Genomic DNA, 24,331 nt, shown 5'->3' with positions numbered 1-24,331 from the left:
TATGCATCTTGAAATTTCTAAGCTTTATAAACAATTTTCAACGAAGCAGGGGCCGCTGCTAGCTCTTAAAGACATTAATATCCATGTTGAAACAGGGGAGCTGGTCTGTGCTGTGGGCGCTTCTGGCTCAGGGAAGTCAACATTACTGCGATTGGTTGCTGGTTTGGATACGCCCACCGGCGGTGAGATTACCGTTGATTTTGAGCCAGTGACGGGGCCAGGGGCTGACCGTGGCATGGTATTCCAGAAGTACACCCTCTATCCCTGGATGACGGTACAGCGCAATGTTGAGTTTGGTCTGAAGCTACAGGGGGTAACCCAAAAGGCAAGGCGTGAGCGGGCTAGCTACTATTTGGATGTGGTAGGGCTGGCTAACTTTGCTAAGTCATTGCCTAAAGAGTTGTCGGGGGGAATGAAACAGCGGGTTGCGATCGCACGCGCCCTGGCCTGTCATCCTAAAATCCTGCTCATGGATGAACCCTTTGGAGCCTTGGATGTGCAAACCAAAGAAGTCATGCAGCTATTTCTGTTGGATTTGTGGAAACGCACCCGCTGCACCATTTTGATGATTACCCACGATGTGGAAGAAGCCGTGTTTCTATCCCAGCGGATCTATGTGATGACGGCACGTCCCGGAACCATTCAGCGTGAGATTACCGTTGATCTACCTGAAGCACGCACCTACGCCATGAAGCGCGATCCTAAGTTTCAGTCGTACAAACATGAAATAACCGACCTATTGCGAGGCAAACAGGACTTAGATCTGGTAACTGCTTAGCCGCTGGTTTGCACAGCAATTCTATGTCAACAGCCTCTATCCCAGCCACTGATGGCCAAGAGTGAACTGCCCGAGCGGTTTTTGCCCAATGCCGAACATAACACCCCTCCTACCCGATGGCCCTTATAAAGGACCCGTATTTTGGCTGTACTTGGCACTATGGGAATGATAGTGCCCAAAGGCAGTGAACCAGTTAGAGGCTCGCATTTTGCATCGGTAACAGCTGATTTTGAACTTTTTACAGTCATGTGAAGATAGCTAAGGGCTAAGCCCTATATTTAGACAAACCCAGTTCAATAAAACCGGGTAGGCAAAGCAGCATTTTTAGTTGCTTCTGCCACCTGCAGTCGTCAAACTAAGCCAACGTTGGGAAAAATTGCCACAGCGATGACCTTTAGCTTTTTTTCTAGAGGTTCTCAGCCAGGTTTCAGGAATGGCCTGTAGCTTCGAACATGAACCCAAACAGGAGCAGCAAACTATGGCAGTGGAGTACGATCTTGTCGTTATTGGTGGCGGTTCTGCCGGTTTAGTAGCCGCTAGCGCTGGGGCTCAGCTCAAGGCTCGTGTTGCCTTAGTCGAAAAACATCTACTGGGGGGCGACTGTCTCCACTATGGATGTGTCCCCAGTAAGTCCCTTATCCACGCTGGTCAGGTGGCCCATCATGTACGGACTGGGTCCCAGTTTGGCATCTACACCTCAAAACCCACCATCAAGTTTGAAGAAGCCATCAACCATGTTCAGAACGTTATCGGTATCATTCAAGAGCATGACTCAACGGAGCGATTTGAAGCCCTCGGCGTCGATGTTTTCTATGGCTCCGGTCAGTTTACTGACTCAAAAACCTTTGAAGTCAACGGCAAGCAATTAAAAGGACGTAATTTTCTAATTTCAACCGGTTCTCGACCTGCAATTCCTCCCATTGAAGGCATCAAAGAAGCTGGCTTTTTGACCAATGAACAGGTCTTTTCCTTGAAAGAGCGACCCGATTCCCTAGCCGTAATTGGCGCTGGTCCCATTGGCTGTGAACTCGGTCAATCCTTTGCCCGTTTGGGAGCTGAGGTCACTATCATTGCCAGCCGCGATCAGATTATGCCTAAGGAAGAACCTGAGGCAGCGGCTGTTGTCCAAAAGCAGCTTGAGACCGAAGGCATTCGCATTCTTACCAAAAGCCGAGCCAAGAAAGTAGAGGTGATTGACGGCAAAAAGCATCTCTATGTCGGCGACCAAGTCATTGTTGTGGACGAGATCTTGCTCTCCACAGGTCGCATCCCCAATGTAGAATCCTTAGGTCTGGAGGCAGCCGGTGTAGAAGTCGGTAAAGCCGGTATTAAGGTCAATGAAAAACTTCAGACCAGCGTCAAGCACATTTATGGTGCTGGCGACGTTATTGGTGGATACCAATTTACCCACGTCGCTGGTTATGAAGCCGCTGTTGTGATCCAGAATGCGCTATTCCTAGCCACTAAAAAAGCCGATTATCGGGTTATCCCCTGGGCGACATTTACAGAACCGGAACTTGCCCGCGTTGGTTTAACAGAAGCGCAGGCAAAGGAACGATACGGGGATGACGTAGCTGTACTAAAGCACGAGTTTAAGGATGTCGATCGCGCTTTAGCTGAGGCCGCAGGCCATGGATTTGCCAAATTTATTACCCGTCAAAACGGTGAAATTCTAGGGGCTCACATCGTCGGTCCCCATGCCGGTGAGCTCATCCATGAAGTGGTTTTGGCTATGAGCTACAAAATGAAAATTGGAGCCCTTAAGAGCATCATTCACATCTACCCCACACTGTCAGAAATCAATGCTAAGACGGCTTTGCAACTGACTAAGCAAAGCTATGCCCAAAACGATCGGTTACAGAATATCCTGCGTGGGTTCTTCAGCTGGCGACGTTCCCTTGCTTAAGAGATCATTAAGTATCCAACCCTACTAATCACAGATACGCTCTATCAAAATCCTATGGGACGTGTGATCAAAATCATCCTCACGGTAATTTCACACAGGTAAAGTTAAATGCATGTTCCCTGTTATCAGCGCATCTACTGAATTTTACGAGGGTTACCCCCATGCCTTTCCTACCATTATTCATCGTCATTGGTATCTTTTTAGCAGGAAGTAAAATTCTCCAACAGCCTAATCAACGGCTTGAAAAACGATCAACCAAGCGCACATCCTATGGAGATTTTGAAGATCAGTCACTAAGCTTAGCCTTGATCGACTACATTTCTCGGGAGGCTAACGGCAGAAATAATGATGACGACTACAAGGGCAAATCTGGCTCTAAGTCTAGAAAGCACAAAACCCAGGTGAAATCTAAACGATAGTTCCTCATAAATACTGAGATTTCACCTATACAAAACCGTCTTAGAAAAAGTATCTAGGACGGTTTTTGTGTGTCTAGATGACTCAACTCTGATGTATAGCTTGGCGCACATCGTTTACAACATCAGCTCTTGCTGAAAACTATAGATAACATTGTTGTGTAAGTTGATGAGTTTATATGTCTGTTATTGCGTCATTATTTATTTCCGACAAATGGCGAAACATTATTAGTTGATTTCTTCTAAAAACAGTTACTTTAATCTTCACTTTAAAATTAAATAAAAGACTTAGGGTTTGAAAGGCAACGTATTTCGGGGGTTTTAGTGCCTGTTAGCTAGAGCGTAAATAGCTCTACTTTTGTCTAAATAGGTAAATTTATTTTCGCATAATACACATAATCAGGTAAGTACAACCACGGTTTTGGTTCAGGTAGCCCATGGCTTAGAAAAGTTAAAGAGAGGCATGTTGAGGGAATTAAGGAGATAGCCTCATCCATAGAACGTAAAACTAATTTTGCTTCGCTCTGTGCTTTTTAGTTCATAAAGAACTAGACGGTATGTCTTCTCTGAGTCCTGTTTATTCTATGGGTGCTATTTAAATTGAGAACTTTGTCAAAAATAACAACACGTATAAACCGCAGGACATCGAATTTACTATTTCACATGAAACTCACAAATAACACAATTACCCCAGTTTCTTTACCTGCCTCTAAATGGTTAGTGCGCTTGACAGCGATAGGAGTAGCAACATTGTTAGGGCTTCAATGTTGTTCTCCTAGTATAGTTCAGGCTTCTGAGGAAGAAGAAGTTCGCCAAGGTTTGCCAGGCAGACGCATCAGTGGTGCCTCTCGTCTGCCAACATCTGCCTGTGCCCAAAATACGGCGCCTCTGGTGGCCATTGTGCCAGAGACTAATTTAGGGGCAACGGCCTTAGCGGAACCAACACTTTGGCTTAGTGTGCCAGAGGTCAAAAGTACCAAACAGTTAGAGTTTTATCTGTTTAATGCCCAGGATGAGATTATTTATCAAACGAACTTAACGGTTGAACCTACCGCTGATCTTGTTGGTTTAGATTTAGGTGTCATGGGTGGAGCGCCCAAATTAGAAATCAATCAGCGATATCGTTGGGCAGCTTCCATCGTTTGTAACCCTAACAACCGCTCAGAGAATATTTCAGTGGAGGGTTGGGTTGATCGGGTTGAGGGTTCTAGCTTAGACGCCAACAAACTTTGGTATGACCATCTGGGAGTATTGCTGGAACAGATGCAACGTCATCCACACAATCAAGATGTATGGAGTCAATGGCATACGCTAATGGCTTCAGCTAGGCTAGAACAAATTGTTCCTCTGTCGGTGAGTGCCAGCTCTGTGGAAATTATGCTGCCAACAACGGAGGCGATAAACTAACGGTTGCTCAAGAGCAAGCCATCAAGAAATTCCAAACGTAAATGTTGAAGAGATGTTCCATGGAACGTCTGCACATCCAAAATTTGGACGTTAATTGATTTTATTTCCAGTGCCACAGCTTGAGACTCTGCAGTAGAACCGACGGTGGGAACTGTACTGATCAGAAATCGTCACCTGAGGAGTGTTAATCGTCATGGGTAAGCTTCAAATATTATGGCGTAGTTATGGTCAAAAGATATGTGCTGCTGGGATCGCTAACACAGCTCTTTGGCAAGGGATCCCATGGGCTAATGCCCAGGTAATCTCAGCTCAAGACTCTATACAAACTCAAGTTGTTCAACAGAACAATCAATTTGAGATTTCTGGAGGAACAACAGCGGATAATGCCAGACTATTGTTCCATAGCTTTGAGCAATTTGACTTAGAGCAAAATCATCAGGCTGAATTTCAGGTGACATCTTGCGTAGAAGCTGTTTTTAGCCGCATCACCAATGGCATGCCCTCGCAGATCAATGGACTGATAGACGTTATTGGGGGTCCAACTAGTTTGTATTTGATCAATCCGGCAGGTGTGTTATTCGGTACTGACGCATCTATCAATTTGGCAGGTGATTTTACCGTCTTAACAGCTGAACGTCTAGATTTTGAGCGGGGACATTTTGGACTAACGGGTCTTTCCAGTGATGTACAGGGTAACGTTTTACAGTTACAGTTCAATCCTGACAGTCCTGGTAACATTACGAATTTAGGTGATCTGACGGTTGGTGCCGATAATTCTTTATCCTTAATTGGTCATAGTGTTGTTAATCAGGGAACCATAAGAGGTGGAGCAATTAACATCGTTGCGGTTGGCACCCATGAGATTGTTGGTTTGGCTGGTGGATTGCAGTTTGCGGCGGCGGCTCAACCCAGGGCATCGTTACCCCTGTGGCTTACATCCACAGGAGTTGACCATGCTACGGCCATTGAAGTCAATCAGGATGGAACCCTAAGCTTGACTGGGGGACAGTTGCTCGATGTTCCTGTTGGAACAGCGCTAGTGGGGGGGCTGCTAACAACTCAGCAAACAACCAATCTAGGCTTAAACCGTATTCAGATTGTTGGTGACCATGTGGCGACGGTAGGAGCGACATTGCGCACCACTGACGGTGGTCAAGTTTTGATTGGTGGTGACTATCAGGGCAGGGGCTTGTTGCCGACGGCTCAGTCAACTTTTATCGATGCTGCTTCTACAATTATTGCTGATGGTGAGGCGGGTGGACAAGTGGTCATCTGGTCAGATGGACTCACCCAATTTAGGGGGGCGATTAGGGCTCGGGGAAATACCGCTGGAGGGATAGTCGAGGTATCTGGCAAGGAGCAGCTGTATTTTGGTGGACAAGTAGATTTGCGATCGCAAGGTGCCCCAGGCACCTTACTGCTCGACCCGGAAAATATTGAAATTCGGGCGGGGAGCGATCCAGGAAGTATGGACACGGGTGAGCCTCAAATATTGTATGAAAACACCCTAGAGTCTTCTATCATCGGCAATATTAATTTGTTGCTACAAGCAGACAACAACATTACCATTGAACCCTTAAGCGATGGCGAGTTAACCTTTGGCCAAGGAACTGGCAGTATCAGCTTTTTAGCGGATGCAGATGGCGATGGTCAGGGGAGTTTTACCATGGCCCCAGGCGATCGTCTGAGCACTTCAGGGCAAGCCATTGCCATTACAGCTGCTGACATTACGGTCGGAACATTAAATACTAGTGCATTTTCCGCCATCGATAACTCGGAGAATGCGGGAAATATTCAGCTTACATCAACTCGCGGGAGTATTGTGGGTGGCGATCTTATTAGCACAGCGCGTGGCACCCTTAATAATAGTGGCAATGGTGGTGAGATAGCTTTATCGGCACCTGGTGCGATCAGCGTTGGCAATATTACAACGGCCACCACGGCCCTCAGCAATAGCGGTGGCGGTGGTGATATTACCCTTATTAGTCGCAGAAGCAACATTGTGACAGGTTCTCTGAATACTGGCACCTCTGGCAACAATAACTCAGGAGCAGGAGGAGAGGTTTCTATCGATGCATTTGCCAACATTAATACCGCTGATGTGACAACATCTGTTCAAGCCACTGTTAACAACGCTGGTGATGCTGGTAATATCTCTCTTATTAATCGTTCTGGTAATATTACGACTGCTGCACTCAATACCAATATAGAGGCCGCTAGCAGTAATACAGGAAATAGTGGTTCCATTAGGTTGAATGCCAGTAAAGGAGACATTACGAGTCAGCAAATTACGTCTATCACGGTTAGCCCTGATTCAGCTCAAACCCAGGGTGGCGATATTGGCCTAAGGGCTGATGGCATGATTGTAGTGGACTCTATTAACGCCACAGGAGAGGGGCAAGGTGGCAATATTAATGTGACTACGCAACAGTCATTTCGAGCTATTGATACGATTGTTAACACCAATGCCAGCCTATTGACAACAAATGGTGGGACCATTCGTTTAACCTACAATAGTGATCCTGCTATCCCTTTCTCCCTGGGTGATGGTGGGATAAATGGAACAGCAGGTGAGATTACGACCGGTTTAGATACCTTGACGGCTCCTCAGACTGTTGAAGAAGTTAGTTTAGAGACCATTGAACTCAATAACTTATTTGAGTCTTTCCCGTCAGGTTCACAATCTGATGTCCCAGAACCTTTGTCGCCAGTTGCAGACCTGACTAATCTTTCCACTGTGCTTGGACTTGAGAATATCGACAGTCTAAACCATAACGCATTAGCCAATGGTGCTAGAGAAAAGCAAGAAGGCTCTGTTAGCGATAGCGAGTTGATTTGGGCTCAAATAGAGAGGTCGTTCTCAGCTGAGTTCGCTAGAGCCCTCAATCTACCGATGCCCGCCTCACCCTCCTTACAGAGACTCCAGCAAACTCTGAGGCAGGTGAGTGAAGCTCAGGCCATTACACCGGCTCTGATGTACATTCGTCTCAAAGACACCCATGTCGAGTTAGTCCTTGTCACTGGTGAGGGGGCACCCGTGTATCGTCCGGTTGAGGCTACTGCCGCAGACGTGAAAGCTGTTGTAGAAACGTTTCATCAGACAATTACAAATCCAGTGTTGCGCCCTGCTCAGTATTTGCCTGCCGCGCAACAGCTGTATGATTGGTTAGTGCGACCAATATTAGATGAGTTGGAAGTCGCTGATATCGACCATATTGGTTTCGTTCTAGATACTGGGCTACGCTCTTTGCCGATGGCCGCTCTCCACGATGGGCAACGCTTTTTGATCGAGAATTACAGTATTGGCCTACTGCCCAGTGCTGGGTTGACCCCCCTAGAGCCCTCCATAGACTTGTTAACGGAGCCTGGTGCATTACAGGCTACCCTGGCTATGGGGGTTGCTAACTTTGAAGCCCATGCCGATCTGGCGGCGGTTCCGTTTGAGCTTTCACTGGCTAGTCAACGCCAGGATGATGAGCAATATTTGGATCATGAGGCCACCCTGGATGTGCTACGGCAGCGTTTAGAACAGGGAAACTTTAAGACTGTTCATTTAGCTACCCATGCAGTGTTTCAGCCTGGCAGTTTAGAGGCATCCTATGTGCAGCTTTGGGATCAAACTGTGAACCTGGAACAGCTGCAGACATTACCGCTTGATGCGGTTGACTTCTTGATTTTAAGTGCTTGTGCCACAGCAGTGGGCGATGCTGCTGCCGAATTTGGATTTGCAGGATTAGCGGTTAATGTAGGCGTTCAAACAGCGTTGGCCAGTCTTTGGTCCATTGATGATGAGAGCACCCTGGGCCTGATGGCGGAATTTTATCGTGCCCTTGAACAGCCTTTAACCCGCAGTGCCGCCCTTCGTCAGGCCCAGTTGGCGATGTTGCGCGGCCAGGTTGGTATTGAAGATGGCACCGTATATGGCAGTGATGGTCAGCTAATTGGGCATCTGTCTGGTTTAGGCACCAGCGGCAGTTGGGATTTTAGCCATCCGGCCTATTGGTCTGGTTTTACGATGATTGGGAATCCTTGGTAAATCTACCGCCTGATTCATCATATCCAGTTGACTGCCTAATCCTAAGGGGGCCCATTGCACTTTGGTAGCTTTTACGGTCGTAGTCGTCTACGTTCTGTGCAGCTGTGGCTGTGGCGATGGCTGCAGCGCTATGGCTATGTATTAATTGCTCTGGGAGTAGCTCTTGCTGTTATTGGTATTCGTCAACTTGGGGGATTAGAAGAGTTAGAACTTAAACTATTTGACAGTCGTGTCCGTCATGCTGTGACCAATGTTGATCTGCCCGATGTGGTGGTCGTAGGCATTAATGAGATGGATATCAAGCGCTACAACCATTGGCCTTTAAGTGATCAAACGATAGCTGAGCTGCTAGAACAATTACAGACCTATGAACCTGTAGCCATTGGCCTGGATATCTATCGAGACATTGATCATCCTCCCGGTCGTGAACAGTTAGATCAACAACTGGCGGTGGAGAATGTCTATGGCGTATATGATGTAGGGTTGGATCCCACCCGCAGCACCCCACCGCCGCAAGGGATGGATCTAGAACGTACGGGATTTGCAGATTTTGTGGCTGATAGTGACGGGGTGATTCGCCGCAACTTTATGTTTGCCTCCATTAAGCCTGATGAATTCTATGCTTTGGGTTTAAAGTTAAGCCTGCATGTGCTGAAAAACCGCTATGGTCCCGATATTCTAAAAAAAAATTTAGCAGGCCTCACCATTGCTGGTCGGTTTTTCCCTACTTTGGCCCAAAATACGGGCGGTTATCAGAATGAAGACATGGCTGGCTACCAGGTCATGTTTCAGTACCAGACCACCGACAGATCAATTCGCCAAGTCTCTCTGACGGATGTTTTTAATAACGAGGTTGATCCCAATTGGTTCAAAAATAAGGTGGTCTTGATAGGTACCGTAGCCCCTAGTATTAAAGACACTGTTTTCACCTCCCTCAATACCCAAGCAGGATCGGTTGCAACAACACCGGGGGTGATTTTACATGCCCATGCGGTGCGTCAAATTTTGTCAGTTGTTGAGGGAGACTATTCTCTGATTTGGGGATGGACCCAATGGCAGGAAATGCTGTGGATAGGCTTTTGGTGTTTGATGGGAAGTGTTTTAGTTTGGCATATTCAGCGGTTTGTGCTGTTGACCCTAACTAGTGCGATCGCACTGGCTTCCCTGGTAATTACCGGCTGGGGGATGTTTCTTTACCAGGGTTGGATTCCCATTGTGCCACCTGCTTTGGGCTTTGCCACCGTGGTGAGCAGTACCATCGCCTATCAAGTTTTTTATCGCACCTTTTACGATCCGCTGACCAGTTTGCCCAATCGAGTCTCTAGCCTCAAGCGCCTACAGTCCTGTCTAAATCAGCGTAATGCATCGCAGCCTATGGTGGCCCTGCTGTTACTTGATCTGGATTTATTCAAATCAGTGAATGAAACGTTGGGCGTGCAAGTGGCCGATCGGCTACTGCAAATTGTTGCCGAACGCATCGTTTATCTGATGCCCCATGCATCGGCTGCCAGGGTAAGTGGCAATCAGTTTGCCCTAATTTTGCCGTCAGTGGCCCATCGTCAAGAGGCGATCTCCACCACGGCTGCTCTGCAAAAACAGCTGATGCACTCTATTCACATTGGTGGGCAGTTGGTCAGCACCACCATCAGTATTGGGATCGCGCTCCATCATAAAGGGCTGGGATATCGAGCCCATGCACTGTTGCAAGATGCTCACCGGGCTCTGGGTAAAGCCAAAAAATCAGGTCGCGATCGCTATGAAGTATTCAACGAAACCATGCGCACCCACTCGGTCTCTCAGTTTCAACTGGAGATGGAGTTGCGCCACGCTGGAGATGATGAACAGTTCCAGCTTTACTATCAACCGATTATCGAGGTAGCCTCGGGTAAAATAGCGGGCTTTGAAGCCCTGATTCGTTGGTTGCACCCTGAGCGTGGCACCGTTCCCCCCAATGACTTTATTAGCATTGCTGAGGACACTGGCATGATTCTAACTATGGGGGATTGGATTTTAGATGAAGCCTGTTATCAAATTCGCCAATGGCAACAGCAATTTCCCATGCCTCAACCCCTATTTATTGGTGTCAATCTTTCTAGTCGACAGTTTGTTCAACAAGATCTGGCGACGACGATTGCCACTATTACACAGCGGCATCAAATTGACCCCCGTGGCCTCAAACTAGAACTCACAGAAAGTGTGGCCATGGAAGATGTAGAAGCCGCTATTCAGCAGCTGAAACGATTGAAGGAGAAAGGCTTACACATCAGTCTCGACGACTTTGGTACGGGGTATTCATCCCTGAGCTATCTCCATCGGCTGCCGATTGATTCTCTAAAAATTGATAAATCCTTTGTTGACCGCATGGAAAACATTAGTGAACATGCAGATATTGTTGGCACCATTGTGTCCTTAGGGCATCGTCTGAATTTGGATATTATTGCCGAAGGTGTAGAAACCATGGCACAAGCCTGTCTGCTAAAGCAACTGCGTTGTCAATATGTGCAGGGGTATTTTTTTGCAAAACCTTTGCCTAGAGACCAAGCTGCGCAGCTGTTGAGGCAGAATAAGCGTTGGAAGATTGAAGATTAGTGGGGCGTAGAGAGTTATGACAATCTCTTGCATCGATTGCATGTTATGTCCTCAAATTTTGGACCCAACTACCATCATAGTTCTCTTTCAAAAGAATATATGATTATGATGGTGTCTGATTGTTTCAGTTCAGTCAATTTAGTTATAAACTTATCTAGCTAAGTTATGTGGACGGTCTACTATTGGTTCTCACCTCTCTAATTCCCAGTTGGGTCTTAAGCCTTTATCGGTACATGAGGGGTATGGCAAGTATTTGTTTCTTTTGAAGATGGCTGTTTTTAAGTAGCTTATATTGAGGCTGTAGGTGCATGAAATCTCTTGGTCGCCATATTTTAGTGGAATTCCATGGTTGCTCATCTGAAGTGCTGAATGATGTGCCATGCATAGAATCAAGCATGGTCGGTGCAGCTAAAGAGTCGGGAGCTACGATCATTAGCTCGGTATTTCATCATTTCTCTCCCTTTGGAGTGTCAGGTGTAGTCGTTATTCAAGAAAGTCATTTGGCAATTCACACCTGGCCAGAGTACCGCTATGCAGCTGTAGACTTATTTACCTGTGGTGATTCGGTTAATCCATGGACATCCTATAAAATTCTCAAAAAAGCATTTCAAGCTGAACATGGCTCAGCGGTGGAAATTAACCGGGGTCAACTGGATTTATTAGAGAAAGCGAGTATGGAACTGGGAGAGCTGAGGGATGAGGCCGCACAACAGATGGTAGTTCCGAAGTATAGTCGCAGCGTTTGGTTTACCGATCGCAATGAAAACATGGCCCTCTCGATTCGCCATAAAGGAGACTGTCTGTTTCGAGAAAAATCCCCTTACCAGACGGTAGAGGTGTTTGACACCTTTGAGTATGGTAAGTTGTTGGCCGTTGATAAAATGGTTATGTGTAGCGAAAAAGATGAGAAGGGCTACCATGAGATGATTATCCACGTGCCGATGGTGATGCAGCCAGAGGTGAAGGACGTTCTGGTGGTGGGCGGTGGTGATGGGGGCAGCATCCGTGAAATTTTGCGCTACGACCTTGTTGAAAGGGTGACCATGGTAGAAATTGATGATGCTGTTGTCAGGGCCTCTAAGGAATTTTTACCCAGCTTGTCGTCGGCCTTTGATCATCCCAAGCTCAATTTAATTATTGATGACGGCATTGAGTATGTGAAGCAGGCTCCAGATGCCTGCTTTGATATGATTGTTGTGGACTCTTCTGATCCTGTGGGTCCGGCTGAAGGGCTATTTTCCAAATCGTTTTATCAAGATGTTTATCGCTGTTTACGACCAGGCGGGGTGATGACGGCCCAGAGTGAGTCGCCCCATTTTAACCAAAAGGCATTTGTTGAACTCAACCACTGTTTGAAGGATATTTTTAATGTCGACAGTGTCTTTTGTTATTTAGCGTTTATTCCCACCTATCCTACGGGCATGTGGAGCTTCACTTACTGCACTAAGGGGGGCAAACATCCTGTTGCAGATTTTGATCGGGAACGAGCCCAGTTAATTTCTAAAGAGTTTGGTCTGCAATATTACAACAGCGACATTCATGGGGCGGCGTTTTGCTTGCCCACCTTTATTCGTACCATGCTTGATAGTTAACTAGTTTGCGCTTTCTGCTAAGCGAGCGGAGCTGAAGCTAAAATTTTTTGACAGTAGTCTCTTTTAGCTGCGCTCAAGGAACGCTCACCTTGAAGGATAGTATGGGTAAACAGTCTCAATCTGAAAAGAAGTCATTTGATTCAGAGGAACGTATTTCTAACAAAATTGCCAGCTTTGATCCGGGCGGGGTAGGTGCTGTCAATGGTAATTTGTTTGGGTTTCCCCATGATTATGCCCATGCCAGTACGGTGGTGATTGGCGTGCCTTGGGATGTGACGACGTCGTACCAGGATGGCACATGTCGGGGGCCAGAGGCTATTCTACGGGCATCGCCCCAGCTTGATTTTTATGATTTTGATAATCCTGAAGCATGGCGACAGGGTATTTATATGCTGCCGATTCCACAGTGGTTGCTGGCGGAGAATCGGCGGTTAAGACCGGATGCGATCGCAATCATCCGCAATGCTGAGCAGGGCATAACCCCTGACGATAATCTAGATCTAGCGGCTGCCCTAGAGCGCATTAACCAAGGCTGCCGCGCCATGAGTCGCTGGGTCAGCCATCAAACCCAAGTGGCCCTACAGCAGCAGAAAAAGATCGTCGTTATTGGTGGCGATCACAGTGTGCCGTTAGGGGCTTTGGAAGCTCTGTCTCAGGAATATCTCAGTTTTGGTATTTTGCATCTAGATGCCCACGGTGATTTGCGCCATGCCTACGAGGGATTTCAAGAATCCCACGCATCGATTATGTTTAACGCGATGCAGCTGCCGCAGATTTCAAAGCTAGTGCAGGTAGGCATTCGGGATATTTCCCATGGTGAAATGTCCATGATTCAAGACTCTAATGACCGGATTGTGACCTATCTAGATACACAGCTAAAGCAGGCAAATTATGCTGGGAAAAGCTGGCTGGAGCAGTGTCAGGACATTGTGCGCCATTTGCCTGGGCATGTGTATATCAGCTGCGATGTAGATGGTCTCGATCCGAAGCTATGTCCCCATACGGGTACACCGGTCCCTGGCGGACTAAACCTTGAAGAGGCTTATTGTCTATGGCGTGAGGTGGTTCGCAGTGGGCGGCATATTATTGGCTGCGACATTTGCGAGACCGGTAACCATGAGTGGGATGGCAATGTGAGTGCGCGGATACTATATAAGCTATTTAGTCTTATGAATATGAGTGAGGGTGGCTCTGAGTTGTGAGTGCTTAGTTTTGAATTAATAGCCTTTGCCTAGGATATGCCTCTAAAAACAACTAGCTAATAACCAATAACCGAGCACTCACAACTCAAAATTAAAAACTCAGAACTCTACAACCCTCCAAGTTAAGAAGTATTGCCTTCTCAACGCTTTCTAATGATTTGTTTAGATGCTTGTTCAGGTGCTGTTTTTATTCTGCCAAGCAATTAAAACTAGCTTTAGGTGGTTCGTTCAAAGGGGTAACTTGAATGGCGCGTCGGGTTAATTCGCCAACGGTTCTGCAAATGGAAGCGGTGGAATGTGGTGCCGCCGCCCTCAGTATGGTTTTGGGTTACTACGGTCGGTATGTGCCCTTGGCGGAGTTGCGCCATGCCTGCGGTGTTTCACGGGATGGGGTGACGGCAGCCAATGTGCTTAAGGCCGCACGCACCTATGGCCTGGAGGCGAAGGGATTTAAGAAAAGTCTGGATAGCTTAGAACAGCTAAAACCACCGTTTATTGTATTCTGGCATTTCAACCACTTTTTGGTGGTGGATGGGTTTGAGGCTAGCCATGTACGTCTCAACGACCCAGCGACTGGACCGCGCCGGGTGACACGTCAAGAATTTGATGAGGGATATACGGGAATTGCGCTAACGTTTGCGCCAACGGATACCTTTGAAAAGGGTGGTCGCAAACCCAACGTAATTGGCTCCCTGGTACGGCGACTGGCCGGATCTACGGGAGCCTTACTCTATTGCACATTGGCAGGTTTTTTGCTGGTGTTGCCAAGGCTAGCACTGCCTGCGTTTAGCCGCATTTATATTGACAATATTCTGTTAGCTAAGCGTTTGGACTGGTTACCCTATGTGCTTTTGGGCATCGCCTTAATAGTGCTGGTGCAGGGCCTATTGACCATGCTGCAATTGCGCTTTTTGCGAGCGCTCAGGATCAAGCTGGCGGTGGGTATGGCCAGTCGATTTGTGTGGCATGTACTACAGCTACCGGTGGGGTTCTATGCCCAGCGGTTTGCGGGGGAAATTAGCGGTCGCATTAGTCTAAATGACAGCGTGGCCGCAGTGCTGTCAGGGAGACTGACGACGACAATTATTAGCTCGGTGATGATCGTGTTTTATGCGATCGCAATGCTCCAATACGATGTCCCCCTAACCATCATCGTCATCTCTTTTGCCATCATTAACGTCGGCGTTCTACAGTGGGTATCTCGGCAACGTAAGGATGCCAACCTGCGACTGGTGCAAGAATACGGTAAGGCATCAGGAATTGCCGTCGCTGGATTACAGGGCATGGAGACCCTCAAGGCAGGTGGTTTAGAGTCTGACTTTTTTGCTCGCTGGGCGGGGTATCACACCAAAGCGGTCAATGCTCAGCAGAACCTGGGATTGGCTAACCGTGTGATTGGCCTGTTGCCATCGCTACTGTCCACCCTGGCTGCACTGTCGCTGCTCATCATTGGCGGCTGGCGCATCATCCACGGCAGTCTCACCATCGGTATGTTGGTAGCATTCCAGCTGTTAATGCAAAGCTTCCAGGGGCCGGTGAATGCCCTAGTGCAGTTTGCCGGGACATTACAAACCCTACAGGGCAATCTTGACCGTTTGGATGACGTGTTGGAAAACGAGACAGATGTCGCTTTTTGCCAGCACTGCAAGCACAATGTCTCTGAAGAAGAGGAGGCTGCCAATAATCACCGTCTTTCTGGAGCCGTGGAGATTCGTAATCTTTCCTTTGGTTACAGCCCGTTGGATCCTCCTCTGATTGAAGACTTTAACCTCACCATTAAACCAGGGCAGCGGATCGCACTCGTGGGTGGCAGCGGCTCGGGTAAATCTACATTGGCGCGAGTGATTGCGGGACTGTATCAGCCGAGAAGTGGTGACGTTTGTTTTGATGGCCGCCCCCGACAAGAGATTTCCCAAGCCACACTAACAAACTCCATTGCCATGGTAGAACAGGATATTCTGTTGTTTGCCGGTAGCGTACGGGATAATCTAACGCTTTGGGATGATACCGTTTCGGATGACGATTTGAAGCAGGCTTGTCGAGACGCGGCGATTGAAGAAGCAATTTTGGCGATGCCCTATGGGTATGATGCCAAGTTGTTGGAAGGGGGCCAAAACCTCAGTGGTGGTCAGCGGCAGCGACTGGAGATTGCGCGGGCATTGGTTAATAACCCGTCGATTTTGATTATGGATGAAGCGACGAGTGCGCTAGATACGGAGACTGAGAAGATGATTGATCAGAATCTACGGCGGCGTGGGTGTACGTGTATTATTGTGGCGCATCGGTTAAGTACGATTCGAGATGCGGATGAGATTATTGTGTTGGATCGAGGGAAAGTTGTGCAAAGGGGAAATCATGGAGAACTTTGGCAAGAGGCTGGCCATTATGGAGACTTGATTCGCAGTTCAGGGACGGCATTGGCGGTTGCCTAGAGAGTTTTGAGTTTAACTGTTTTATCGACGACTTGATCCCATGGTTCTCGCAGATTCACAAAGCACGTCTAATACCTCTGGCATTTATTCCATCAACAGTAATGATGTCTTTCCTCTACTATCTTCCGGACTGTGGCGAGTTAAATCTGGTCGCTTAGGCATATTTGCCGTGGGTTGGAAGAATGGTGAACCCGTAGGCGAACGCCGCTATCTGTGGACTGTAGATGTAGGGGATTTGATCATCGAGACTGAGGCTAGATCCTGCGATCTGGCTTTGGTGGCGGTGGCATTTGAGGCAAGTGAGATAGAACCTATTGCCAAAGAAGCAGATGCTAATGGGGATGGGGGTATTTGTGGCCATGTGACCATACCGTTGCTCAGGCAGGTTGAGCGATGGGTGGGTGGACTGACTCAGGTCAAGGGATTTCCTGGCAGATCGATTGCAGAGTCTTCTGAAATTGTTGGGACCGTGAGCCTTGAGCCTGCCGAGGGCTATAGTCCAAAGGCCGCGATGATGTGGGTGAGACCTACGACCCATCAGGCATATTGGCTAGATGTGGAGCGGTTTGTGCTTGGGCCTTCGTCTCCTTTGTTTCCGATTTCGCGGACAACTTGGTTGCAGGCTCCAGATCAGTCAGTGGAGTTAGAGATTGTTTCTGCTGATCAGCTTTGCTCTAAGAGTTCCTATAAGGAATTTATGCAGGGGTTAAATCTGTTTCACCAGTATGCGCTGGAAGTCATTGAAGAAGGGTGGCAGACAGATCGACAACGCGGGGAACAACAGTTTACGGCTCGCCAACAACTAAACCAGGAAGTGACACAAACGGCACTGCAGGGTTTGGTTTCTGTCTTGCAGCCAAGTTCAGGGGATTATTTGCTGGCAGACACGCCGCTGCTAAGGGTGGCAGGGGCCGTGGGCCATGCCTTGGGAGTGAAGATTGAACCTCCGGCAGAGTCTGACCAGGCGCAACAGGTTAAGGAGCCGTTGGAGGCGATTGCCAGGGCATCTCAGCTGCGAATGCGGCAGGTGTTGTTGCGGGGGCGCTGGTGGCGGCAGGATGTTGGCCCATTGGTGGCCTATACGCAAGATGAGCGTCGTCCAGTGGCATTGATTCCGGTGCGTCAGACTCACTATGAGCTACTGGAAGCGAATGGTCAGCGCATACCCGTGACTGAAGTGGTTGCGAGGACAGTGGAGCCGGTGGCGTTTATGTTTTATCGGCCTTTGCCTGAGGGCCATCTGACGGCCTGGAATTTACTGAAGTTTGCGTTTCAGGGGCATCAACGAGACCTGACAGTGATGGGGCTGGCGGGAGTCGTAGTGACTCTGTTGGGAATGGTGCTGCCGCAGATGACGGCGGTGCTGGTGGATGATGCGATTCCCTTTGGTAGTGCAGGATTGCTGTTGCAAATTGGTTTGGCGCTGGTGGCTGTAGCCATTGGGCGAGCAAGCTTTCAGCTGGTGCAGGCGATTACCACCATGCGGCTGGAGACTGGGTCTGATGTGGCATTGCAGGCAGCAGTGTGGGATCGGTTGCTAAAGCTCCAGACGTCGTTTTTTAGGGACTATGCCACAGGAGATTTACTGTCGCGGGTGTCAAGTATTACGTCGATTCGTCGCTTACTCAGTGGTTCGGCATTAGATGCGATTTTGTCAGGGACGTTTGCGTTGCTGAATTTGGGATTGTTGTTTTATTACAGTGGTAAATTGGCTGCGCTGGCACTGGTAGTAGCGCTGTTGATTATGGTCGTCACCGTCACTTCTGGCGCATTTTTGCTAAAGAAACAACGGCCTATGCTGGAGATTCGAGGAGAACTGTATGGTCTCATGGTGCAGCTGATCAATGGAGTCTCAAAACTGCGGATTGCTGGGGCGGAGTCGCGGGCGTTTGCTCAGTGGGGCAATAAGTATCGTCGACTGTTGGAGATAGAGCTCAGCACCCAGCAGTTGGAAGACTCGGTCAATGTGTTTAATACGGTGATTCCCACCGTGACAACTATTGCCCTGTTTTGGTTGGCAAGTACGCTGGTAGGGCCATTTGAACTATCGACGGGGCGATTCCTGGCATTTAATGCAGCCTTTGCGATCTTTATCGGCGGTATCACTAATCTGAGTTTGACGATGATCGATGTGATGGATGTGATCCCGTTGTGGATGCGATCGCAACCTATCCTCGCGGCATCTCCTGAAGTTACTACTGAAAAAACCGATCCGGGGCAGCTATCGGGAGCATTTTGTGTAGATCGTGTTACCTTCCGCTATCGGGAAGATGGCCCGTTGATTTTAGACAATGTGACAGTAGAGGCTAAGCCTGGAGAGTTTATTGCGCTGGTGGGACCATCTGGTTCTGGTAAGTCTACTGTTCTGCGGCTGCTACTAGGGTTTGAACATCCCCATTCAGGCACTGTTTACTATGACGGTCGGGATATGTGCGGTTTAAATTTAACTGCCATCCGTCGACAGCTGGGTGTGGTGTTGCAGAATGGTCACATCAGCGCTGGGTCCATTTTTGAAAATATCTCAGGTGGAGCACTGATTACCCAAGATGATGCCTGGCGAGCGGCTGAGATGGCTGGGTTTGCTGAGGATATCCGCAATTTTCCAATGCAGCTACACACAGTAGTCAGTGAGGGAGGCGGCAACCTTTCTGGAGGACAGCGACAGCGATTGATTATTGCGAGAGCGTTGGCCCTTAACCCAAAACTGTTACTGTTGGACGAGGCTACCAGTGCTTTAGATAATAGAACCCAGGCAATTGTGAGTGAAAGTCTAGACCAGCTGAACGTTACCCGTGTTGTTGTCGCCCACCGTCTGAGCACCATTCGAAATGCCGACCGCATTTATGTGATTAAAGCTGGTCGTGTAGTTCAGGTAGGCAACTTTGATGAGTTAGCAAAACAACCAGGCGTTTTTGCAGAGCTCATAAAACGACAGCTAGCTTAAGCTCCATGAATTCTATCTTAGGATGCATTGCGTTATTGCTAACCCATTCTAGTGGACTGGACTAGGGTGCCCTATAGAATTTGCAGAGAACGATTGTGATCGCTGCCAATTCACAGCCTATCAATCAATCTAAGCTTGTGAGTGTAACGGTAGCAGCACTGCCTCACATTCAGGAAGTGGACTATTTTGAGCAAGTTACGATTGATTTTGGAGTGCGATCGCTTTCCGACCACAAGTCCTCAGCCTCGAAAAGGCGTGCCTCAATGTAAGCAGCTACATATTTTGCTAAAGATTTGGTGATTGATACCAGTGGCTATAGTTCTCAAGCACCCAAATGGTTGAAAGCGATCGGCTATGATGCCCCAGAAGAGACAGTAGTCACAACGTCAATGGGCTATGCCAGCCGCCTCTATGAAATCCCTGCTAATTTTCAAGCAGACTGGAGAGGGGTGTACATTCAAGCAGCTCCTCCCGAGCGAACGTCCATGGGAGTACTTTATCCAATTGAAAATAACCATTGGATTGTCGGTGTCTGTGCGACGGCTCCGCATCGACCTTCTAAAAATGAAGCTGAATTTCTAGAGTCCTTGCGAAATTTGCCAAGTCCACACATTTACAATGCCGTGAAGGATGCAAGGCCTGCAACTGAAATCGGAATTTATCATCCACCAGGCAATCGATTACGCTACTATGAACGGAACGTCTTAGCTGCTAGCTACAAGGATTTATTGCCTTGGGAGATTCTGTCTGCTCATTTACACCGATCTATGGACAGGGGATAACGGTAGCCGCATTAGGAGCCATATTGTTGCGGCAATGTTTGCAAGAAACTGCTTTAACAGAACTACCTAGTCGTTTTCAAAAAGAACTTGCCAAGGTCAATGCAACCCCTGGATCGCAGCGACCAGTCAAGACGCGAAATATCCCAGTGTGAAAGGCCTAACACAACCTCCAATTCTGCCAGAACAAGCGATCGGCTGGTATACGGATCAACTTATTCAGCTAACAACGAAAGAACCTCAAGTGACCTTGGTATTATTTAATGTTTTTCATATGGTTCAGCCATCTGGTACATTATTTCAGCCATCAATGCTATTTCGAGTCATTCAACAACTGCTAACTTGCCCATTGTGGTTTTCGACATGAGGTAAAGCCATGGATATAGAGTCGTATCTTAGACGCATTGGATACTGCGGGCCACGTGAACCTACAACAGAGACGCTGAAACAACTTCATCGGGCGCACATGCTTGCTGTTCCATTTGAAAATCTGGATATTCTTCTAGGTCGCCCGATTACCCTTTCCCTCGCGTCGTTCTACGACAAGATTGTTCAGCATCGGCGAGGTGGTTTCTGTTACGAGCTGAATGGACTCTTTGGATGGCTACTTGAGCAGCTTGGTTTTACGGTAGTACTCTTGTCAGCACAAGTGTTTAATGGCGATCAACCAGGGCCTGAGTTTGACCATCTAGTTCTATTGGTTGAGATGGAGGAACGTCTAATTGCAGATGTGGGATTTGGAGATTCATTTCTAGAACCGCTACGGCTCGATGCTGGAGCAGAGGATGTGCAATATGGTTGTTCATATCGCTTGATAGAATCAGGGACTGATAGGCTCCTCCAGCGTCGACGAGAGTCTACTTGGGAGTCACAATATGTTTTTTCATTGACTCCCCATCAGCTTGCTGAATTCAGCACCATGTGCGAGCATCAACAGACTTCTCTAGAGTCAGCTTTCAAACAAAAATCACTCTGCTCACTGGCAACGCGAGATGGACGTATCACGCTTTCAAATAATCGTTTGATCGTAACTGCTGGAGGGCAGCGTCAGGAACAGATGGTGGCAGATGAGAAGGCGTATCGAAATCTTCTGAAATCTAAGTTCGGGATAGAATTTAAAAAAGGAGTATGCGTTGATATTCTTATAGGTCTAGATGTATTGCCTAACTAGCCTTACAGCTGATAAATAAGTTGTTTTTCAGTTTCTTTAAAAGATACCCCCCCGCACCGCTAAAGGTAACCTTAGGTTCTCAGTTTCTCTCGTCTAAAAACTCTTCTATTCTGGTATGTACCTCATTAAAGTTGCGATAGTCTGATAAGTCAACCTCCTCTTCTTTAATTGTTCTCATCAGTCGTTCAGCATCGCCATTCTCATAGGCTTTGCCCACACCCGCCATACTAATGGCTATCTCGTCCTCCTCCAATAGCTGAACATACGCATTGGCCGCATATTGCACCCCTTGGTCTGAATGATGGATCTCTGGAATATATTGATTCAGTCCTTTCTCCAAGGCTGTTATCGTTAACTGTTTCTCCATCGTTCTATCCAAGTGCCAGCCTCGAATACTGCGGGTAAACACATCCATTAACACCGCTAAATAAACAAACTCATCCTTCAATCGAATATACATTATGTCGCCCACCCACACCTGCCCTGGACGCTCTACTGCCAACCCTTTGACTAGATTAGGATACCGCTTATAGCCATGCCCACTATTCGTTGTTCGTTTCCGACGTATGCGCCGCTTGGCCAGTAGTCCTAATTCTCTCATTAATCGGCTGATACGTTTATGATTAACTGTCCATCCCTCTCGCTGCAATTGTTTCGTAATCCGGCGATAACCATAGGTGGGATACCGTCCCGCTACATCAATGATCGCTTTTTTCAGTTCCTCCTCTTGCTGTTGTTTATCTGATTCTGTCCGATAGTAATAGCGGCTTCGGCTGTAGCTAATCACATCACAGATTACCTGGATCGGATACTCGGCTTTTAACTGCTCAATCATCGTTCGTTTCCGCTCAGATTCCATACGTCTGAAGCTTTTTTGCTACCGCTAATTCCATCGTTAGCCGACCTACCATGCGTTCTAGTTCCGCGATTCGCTCGACTGATTCATGCCCACCTCCTTTGCCTCCAAACGCTAAATGCGCCTGGTTTAGAAATTCATTGCGCCAACGATTGATCACGGATGTATGAACTTTATGGGCTCGACTCACTTCGCTCACACTCCGCTGGCCACTGACGATCTCCAGCACCACGTTTGCCTTAAATTCGCTACTGTAGTTTCTGGGTTTGCTGGCTATATTCATTCCCCTTATTGGACTCTAGCTTACGCTCTCTCAGTCCTGTCCTAATTTTGGGGGTCACTATAGTCCTGCTTTCGCCTCCCATCTGTACTAAGGCTGATGTTGCTGTGTGGGAACCACAATGTACGTTAATACGTCAGGTAATTCTGTGTAAAGCAAATAGTTGACATTCCCCTCTGGTGACCAATCGGCCAGAGGGGTTTTCTTTCCCGAACTCTGTCCCAAACGCCCCCCAGGCGCATACACTTCTCACTATGATGGAGCAACAGCATGGTTAGACTGCTACTGGGCTTGATTCAAATATTTTAATATAACCAGTTTACGCACCGCCAACGCACGCTTATACAACTGTTCGGCCAGGGTTGTGTCGCCACTAAAGATGCTATGAGTATCTTGGAGAAACTTTGCTTTAGGCGTATTGGCAATTTGCAAAGAAGAGTGAAACCCTTCTTGTAGTAACTTTATAGCGACGTCTTCTTGACCATTGGGAACAATTCTTAGCAAGCGTTGGTAGGCTTTAAGCTGAAAAATCACACTTTCTTTATTGTCCTCTAAGCCTTTCCAATTATAGCTATCGAGGGTCGAATTTTTGAGTAAATTTGCGGTTCGAAAATCAACTTTCCTATTTCGTTTCAGAAAGGACTTCAAATCTTTGATGTTATTTGTTGCCTGCAAGCTTTGGATATTATTTGTTGACGCGGCATCCTCTGCTATGTCCGTCACACTGATAGTGACTGTTTGAGTATCCGTTAACCCATCCGAATCAGTCACCGTTACTTCAACGTCATAGTTATTATCACCATTGGTATCCCCAGGCGCTTCAAAATTAGGTGCATTGTTGAAGGTGACTACACCGTTATCAGCATTAATGGAGAACAATGCTGCATCAGCACCCCCTGAAATGCTATAGGTTAAACCAGAGCCTTCAGAATCACTATCATCTGATGTTTCTACGTTAATTGCGCCAATCTGATTCTCTGGAACACTTGCTGTAAAAGTGCTGGTAATAGTTGGAGCACTGATAAAATCAGCCTTAGTTAGCTGTGTAGGGTGAACTCTTATCAAAGTGGCCAATTTCTCACCATCATTTGGATCACCAGCCTTGTTAATAAAGATATCTGTATTGTTAGCACCTTGAGAAAGGATATCCAAATCATCAAAGGTAAGGCCACCCTCTAGCTGAATCTTATCCTGTCCATTTTGAAAGTCTATCAGGGTATCAGACCCGCTACCGGGAGCTAGCACAACAATATCGTTACCTGCTCCACCCACCAGTATATCGTTACCTAATCCCCCCACCAGTAAGTCATTGCCAGCACCACCCTCTAATCGATCTTGACCTTTCCCACCATACAGCCAGTCATTACCGGCACCGCCCTTTAGTAGATCTTGACCTTTCCCACTATACAGCCAGTCATTGCCAGTACCACCATCTAGCAAGTCCGCTCCGGCCATTCCTTTAAGACGATCGTTACCACTCAGACCCAAAAGCTGATTGCTTGAATTAGTTCCGTTTAAGACATTATTACCCTCATCTCCAATGCGGACACCGCTATCGATAATTTGATTAAAAAATTCACCAAACATTCCTTCAATCTCCTAAAGCAATTACAAGATAAGTGACAATCTTTTCCCTATGTCGCTGGCCTTACTATGGCGAATCTCAAGGGTAGGAAAAAGACCGAAATATTCAGGTTTATTCAGGTAAATATTCAGGTTTATTCAGGTCTGATGAGACTATGTGATCCACTACTCAACGTTCTGTGATCTAGCGCATGCTGAAACTAACAATCCATCCTAATTCCCATGCCTGACACCTATTAATTTTCCAGATTCTTCAACTTTCTCCGAACCCTGCCTCTAGTTTCTCAGTAACTCATCAGCTCGTAACCCTGGGCATAAATATTGCAGCCAAGCACAACCACTTTAGAGCGGCTTGAATC

The 24,331-nt window shown here is 47.4% G+C and carries 15 protein-coding genes; 12 read left to right on the top strand and 3 right to left on the bottom strand.

Annotation, left to right across the window (positions count from 1 at the left end; genetic code table 11):
- Position 1 precedes the first annotated feature (1 nt).
- The 12 genes from U2F10_RS05275 (at position 2) to U2F10_RS05220 (ending at position 21,252) form a co-directional block, all read left to right on the top strand.
- The gene (locus U2F10_RS05275) at positions 2 to 778 is read left to right on the top strand and encodes an ABC transporter ATP-binding protein (RefSeq protein WP_163671432.1); all 777 of its coding nucleotides are present in this window, start codon (positions 2 to 4) and stop codon (positions 776 to 778) included.
- Between the two features lie 478 nt (positions 779 to 1,256).
- Positions 1,257 to 2,684: a dihydrolipoyl dehydrogenase family protein gene (locus U2F10_RS05270; RefSeq protein WP_163671433.1), complete on the top strand. Its 1,428-nt coding sequence runs from the start codon at positions 1,257 to 1,259 to the stop codon at positions 2,682 to 2,684.
- 161 nt (positions 2,685 to 2,845) lie between these two features.
- Positions 2,846 to 3,103 (top strand): hypothetical protein, encoded by a 258-nt coding sequence (locus tag U2F10_RS05265; RefSeq protein WP_163703129.1) that lies wholly within the window; start codon positions 2,846 to 2,848, stop codon positions 3,101 to 3,103.
- 660 nt (positions 3,104 to 3,763) lie between these two features.
- Positions 3,764 to 4,507: a DUF928 domain-containing protein gene (locus tag U2F10_RS05260; RefSeq protein WP_163671435.1), complete on the top strand. Its 744-nt coding sequence runs from the start codon at positions 3,764 to 3,766 to the stop codon at positions 4,505 to 4,507.
- 193 nt (positions 4,508 to 4,700) lie between these two features.
- On the top strand, positions 4,701 to 8,543 hold the full coding sequence (locus U2F10_RS05255) for a CHAT domain-containing protein (RefSeq protein ID WP_499871144.1): 3,843 nt from the start codon (positions 4,701 to 4,703) through the stop codon (positions 8,541 to 8,543).
- A 54-nt stretch (positions 8,544 to 8,597) separates the two neighbouring features.
- A complete protein-coding gene (locus tag U2F10_RS05250) occupies positions 8,598 to 11,132 on the top strand; it encodes an EAL domain-containing protein (RefSeq protein WP_499871142.1) in 2,535 nt (844 codons plus the stop codon).
- Between the two features lie 308 nt (positions 11,133 to 11,440).
- On the top strand, positions 11,441 to 12,724 hold the full coding sequence (speE, locus tag U2F10_RS05245) for a polyamine aminopropyltransferase (protein ID WP_163703126.1): 1,284 nt from the start codon (positions 11,441 to 11,443) through the stop codon (positions 12,722 to 12,724).
- Positions 12,725 to 12,825: 101 nt separating this feature from the next.
- Positions 12,826 to 13,926, top strand: a complete 1,101-nt coding sequence (locus U2F10_RS05240) for an agmatinase family protein (protein ID WP_499871141.1) — start codon at positions 12,826 to 12,828, stop codon at positions 13,924 to 13,926.
- A gap of 245 nt (positions 13,927 to 14,171) precedes the next feature.
- Positions 14,172 to 16,358: an NHLP family bacteriocin export ABC transporter peptidase/permease/ATPase subunit gene (locus U2F10_RS05235; protein ID WP_163703125.1), complete on the top strand. Its 2,187-nt coding sequence runs from the start codon at positions 14,172 to 14,174 to the stop codon at positions 16,356 to 16,358.
- Positions 16,359 to 16,398: 40 nt separating this feature from the next.
- Positions 16,399 to 19,302 (top strand): NHLP bacteriocin export ABC transporter permease/ATPase subunit, encoded by a 2,904-nt coding sequence (locus U2F10_RS05230; RefSeq protein WP_499871139.1) that lies wholly within the window; start codon positions 16,399 to 16,401, stop codon positions 19,300 to 19,302.
- 296 nt (positions 19,303 to 19,598) lie between these two features.
- A complete protein-coding gene (locus tag U2F10_RS05225; protein WP_163703123.1) occupies positions 19,599 to 20,084 on the top strand; it encodes a hypothetical protein in 486 nt (161 codons plus the stop codon).
- A 373-nt stretch (positions 20,085 to 20,457) separates the two neighbouring features.
- Positions 20,458 to 21,252 carry an arylamine N-acetyltransferase family protein gene (locus U2F10_RS05220; protein ID WP_163665358.1) on the top strand — a complete coding sequence of 265 codons (795 nt, stop codon included), beginning with the start codon at positions 20,458 to 20,460 and terminating at the stop codon, positions 21,250 to 21,252.
- Positions 21,253 to 21,331: 79 nt separating this feature from the next.
- Here U2F10_RS05220 and U2F10_RS05215 read toward each other — a convergent pair whose 3' ends face one another.
- The 3 genes from U2F10_RS05215 to U2F10_RS05205 all read right to left on the bottom strand — a co-directional run bounded on the left by U2F10_RS05215 (position 21,332) and on the right by U2F10_RS05205 (position 23,975).
- Positions 21,332 to 22,087: an IS3 family transposase gene (locus U2F10_RS05215; protein ID WP_499871138.1), complete on the bottom strand. Its 756-nt coding sequence runs from the start codon at positions 22,085 to 22,087 to the stop codon at positions 21,332 to 21,334.
- Between the two features lie 13 nt (positions 22,088 to 22,100).
- Entirely contained in the window at positions 22,101 to 22,391 is a 291-nt protein-coding gene (locus U2F10_RS05210; RefSeq protein WP_499871137.1) for a transposase, read from the bottom strand.
- 279 nt (positions 22,392 to 22,670) lie between these two features.
- Positions 22,671 to 23,975, bottom strand: coding sequence for a cadherin domain-containing protein (locus U2F10_RS05205; RefSeq protein ID WP_499871135.1), 1,305 nt, complete (start codon positions 23,973 to 23,975; stop codon positions 22,671 to 22,673).
- Positions 23,976 to 24,331: the final 356 nt, after the last annotated feature.

The sequence above is a fragment of the Leptothoe sp. EHU-05/26/07-4 genome (assembly GCF_043421015.1).
GTDB classification, from domain to species: Bacteria; Cyanobacteriota; Cyanobacteriia; order Phormidesmidales; family Phormidesmidaceae; genus Leptothoe; species Leptothoe turfae.
Note: the sequence above shows the minus strand (reverse complement) of the source record. Positions and strands in the feature narration are given on the sequence as shown.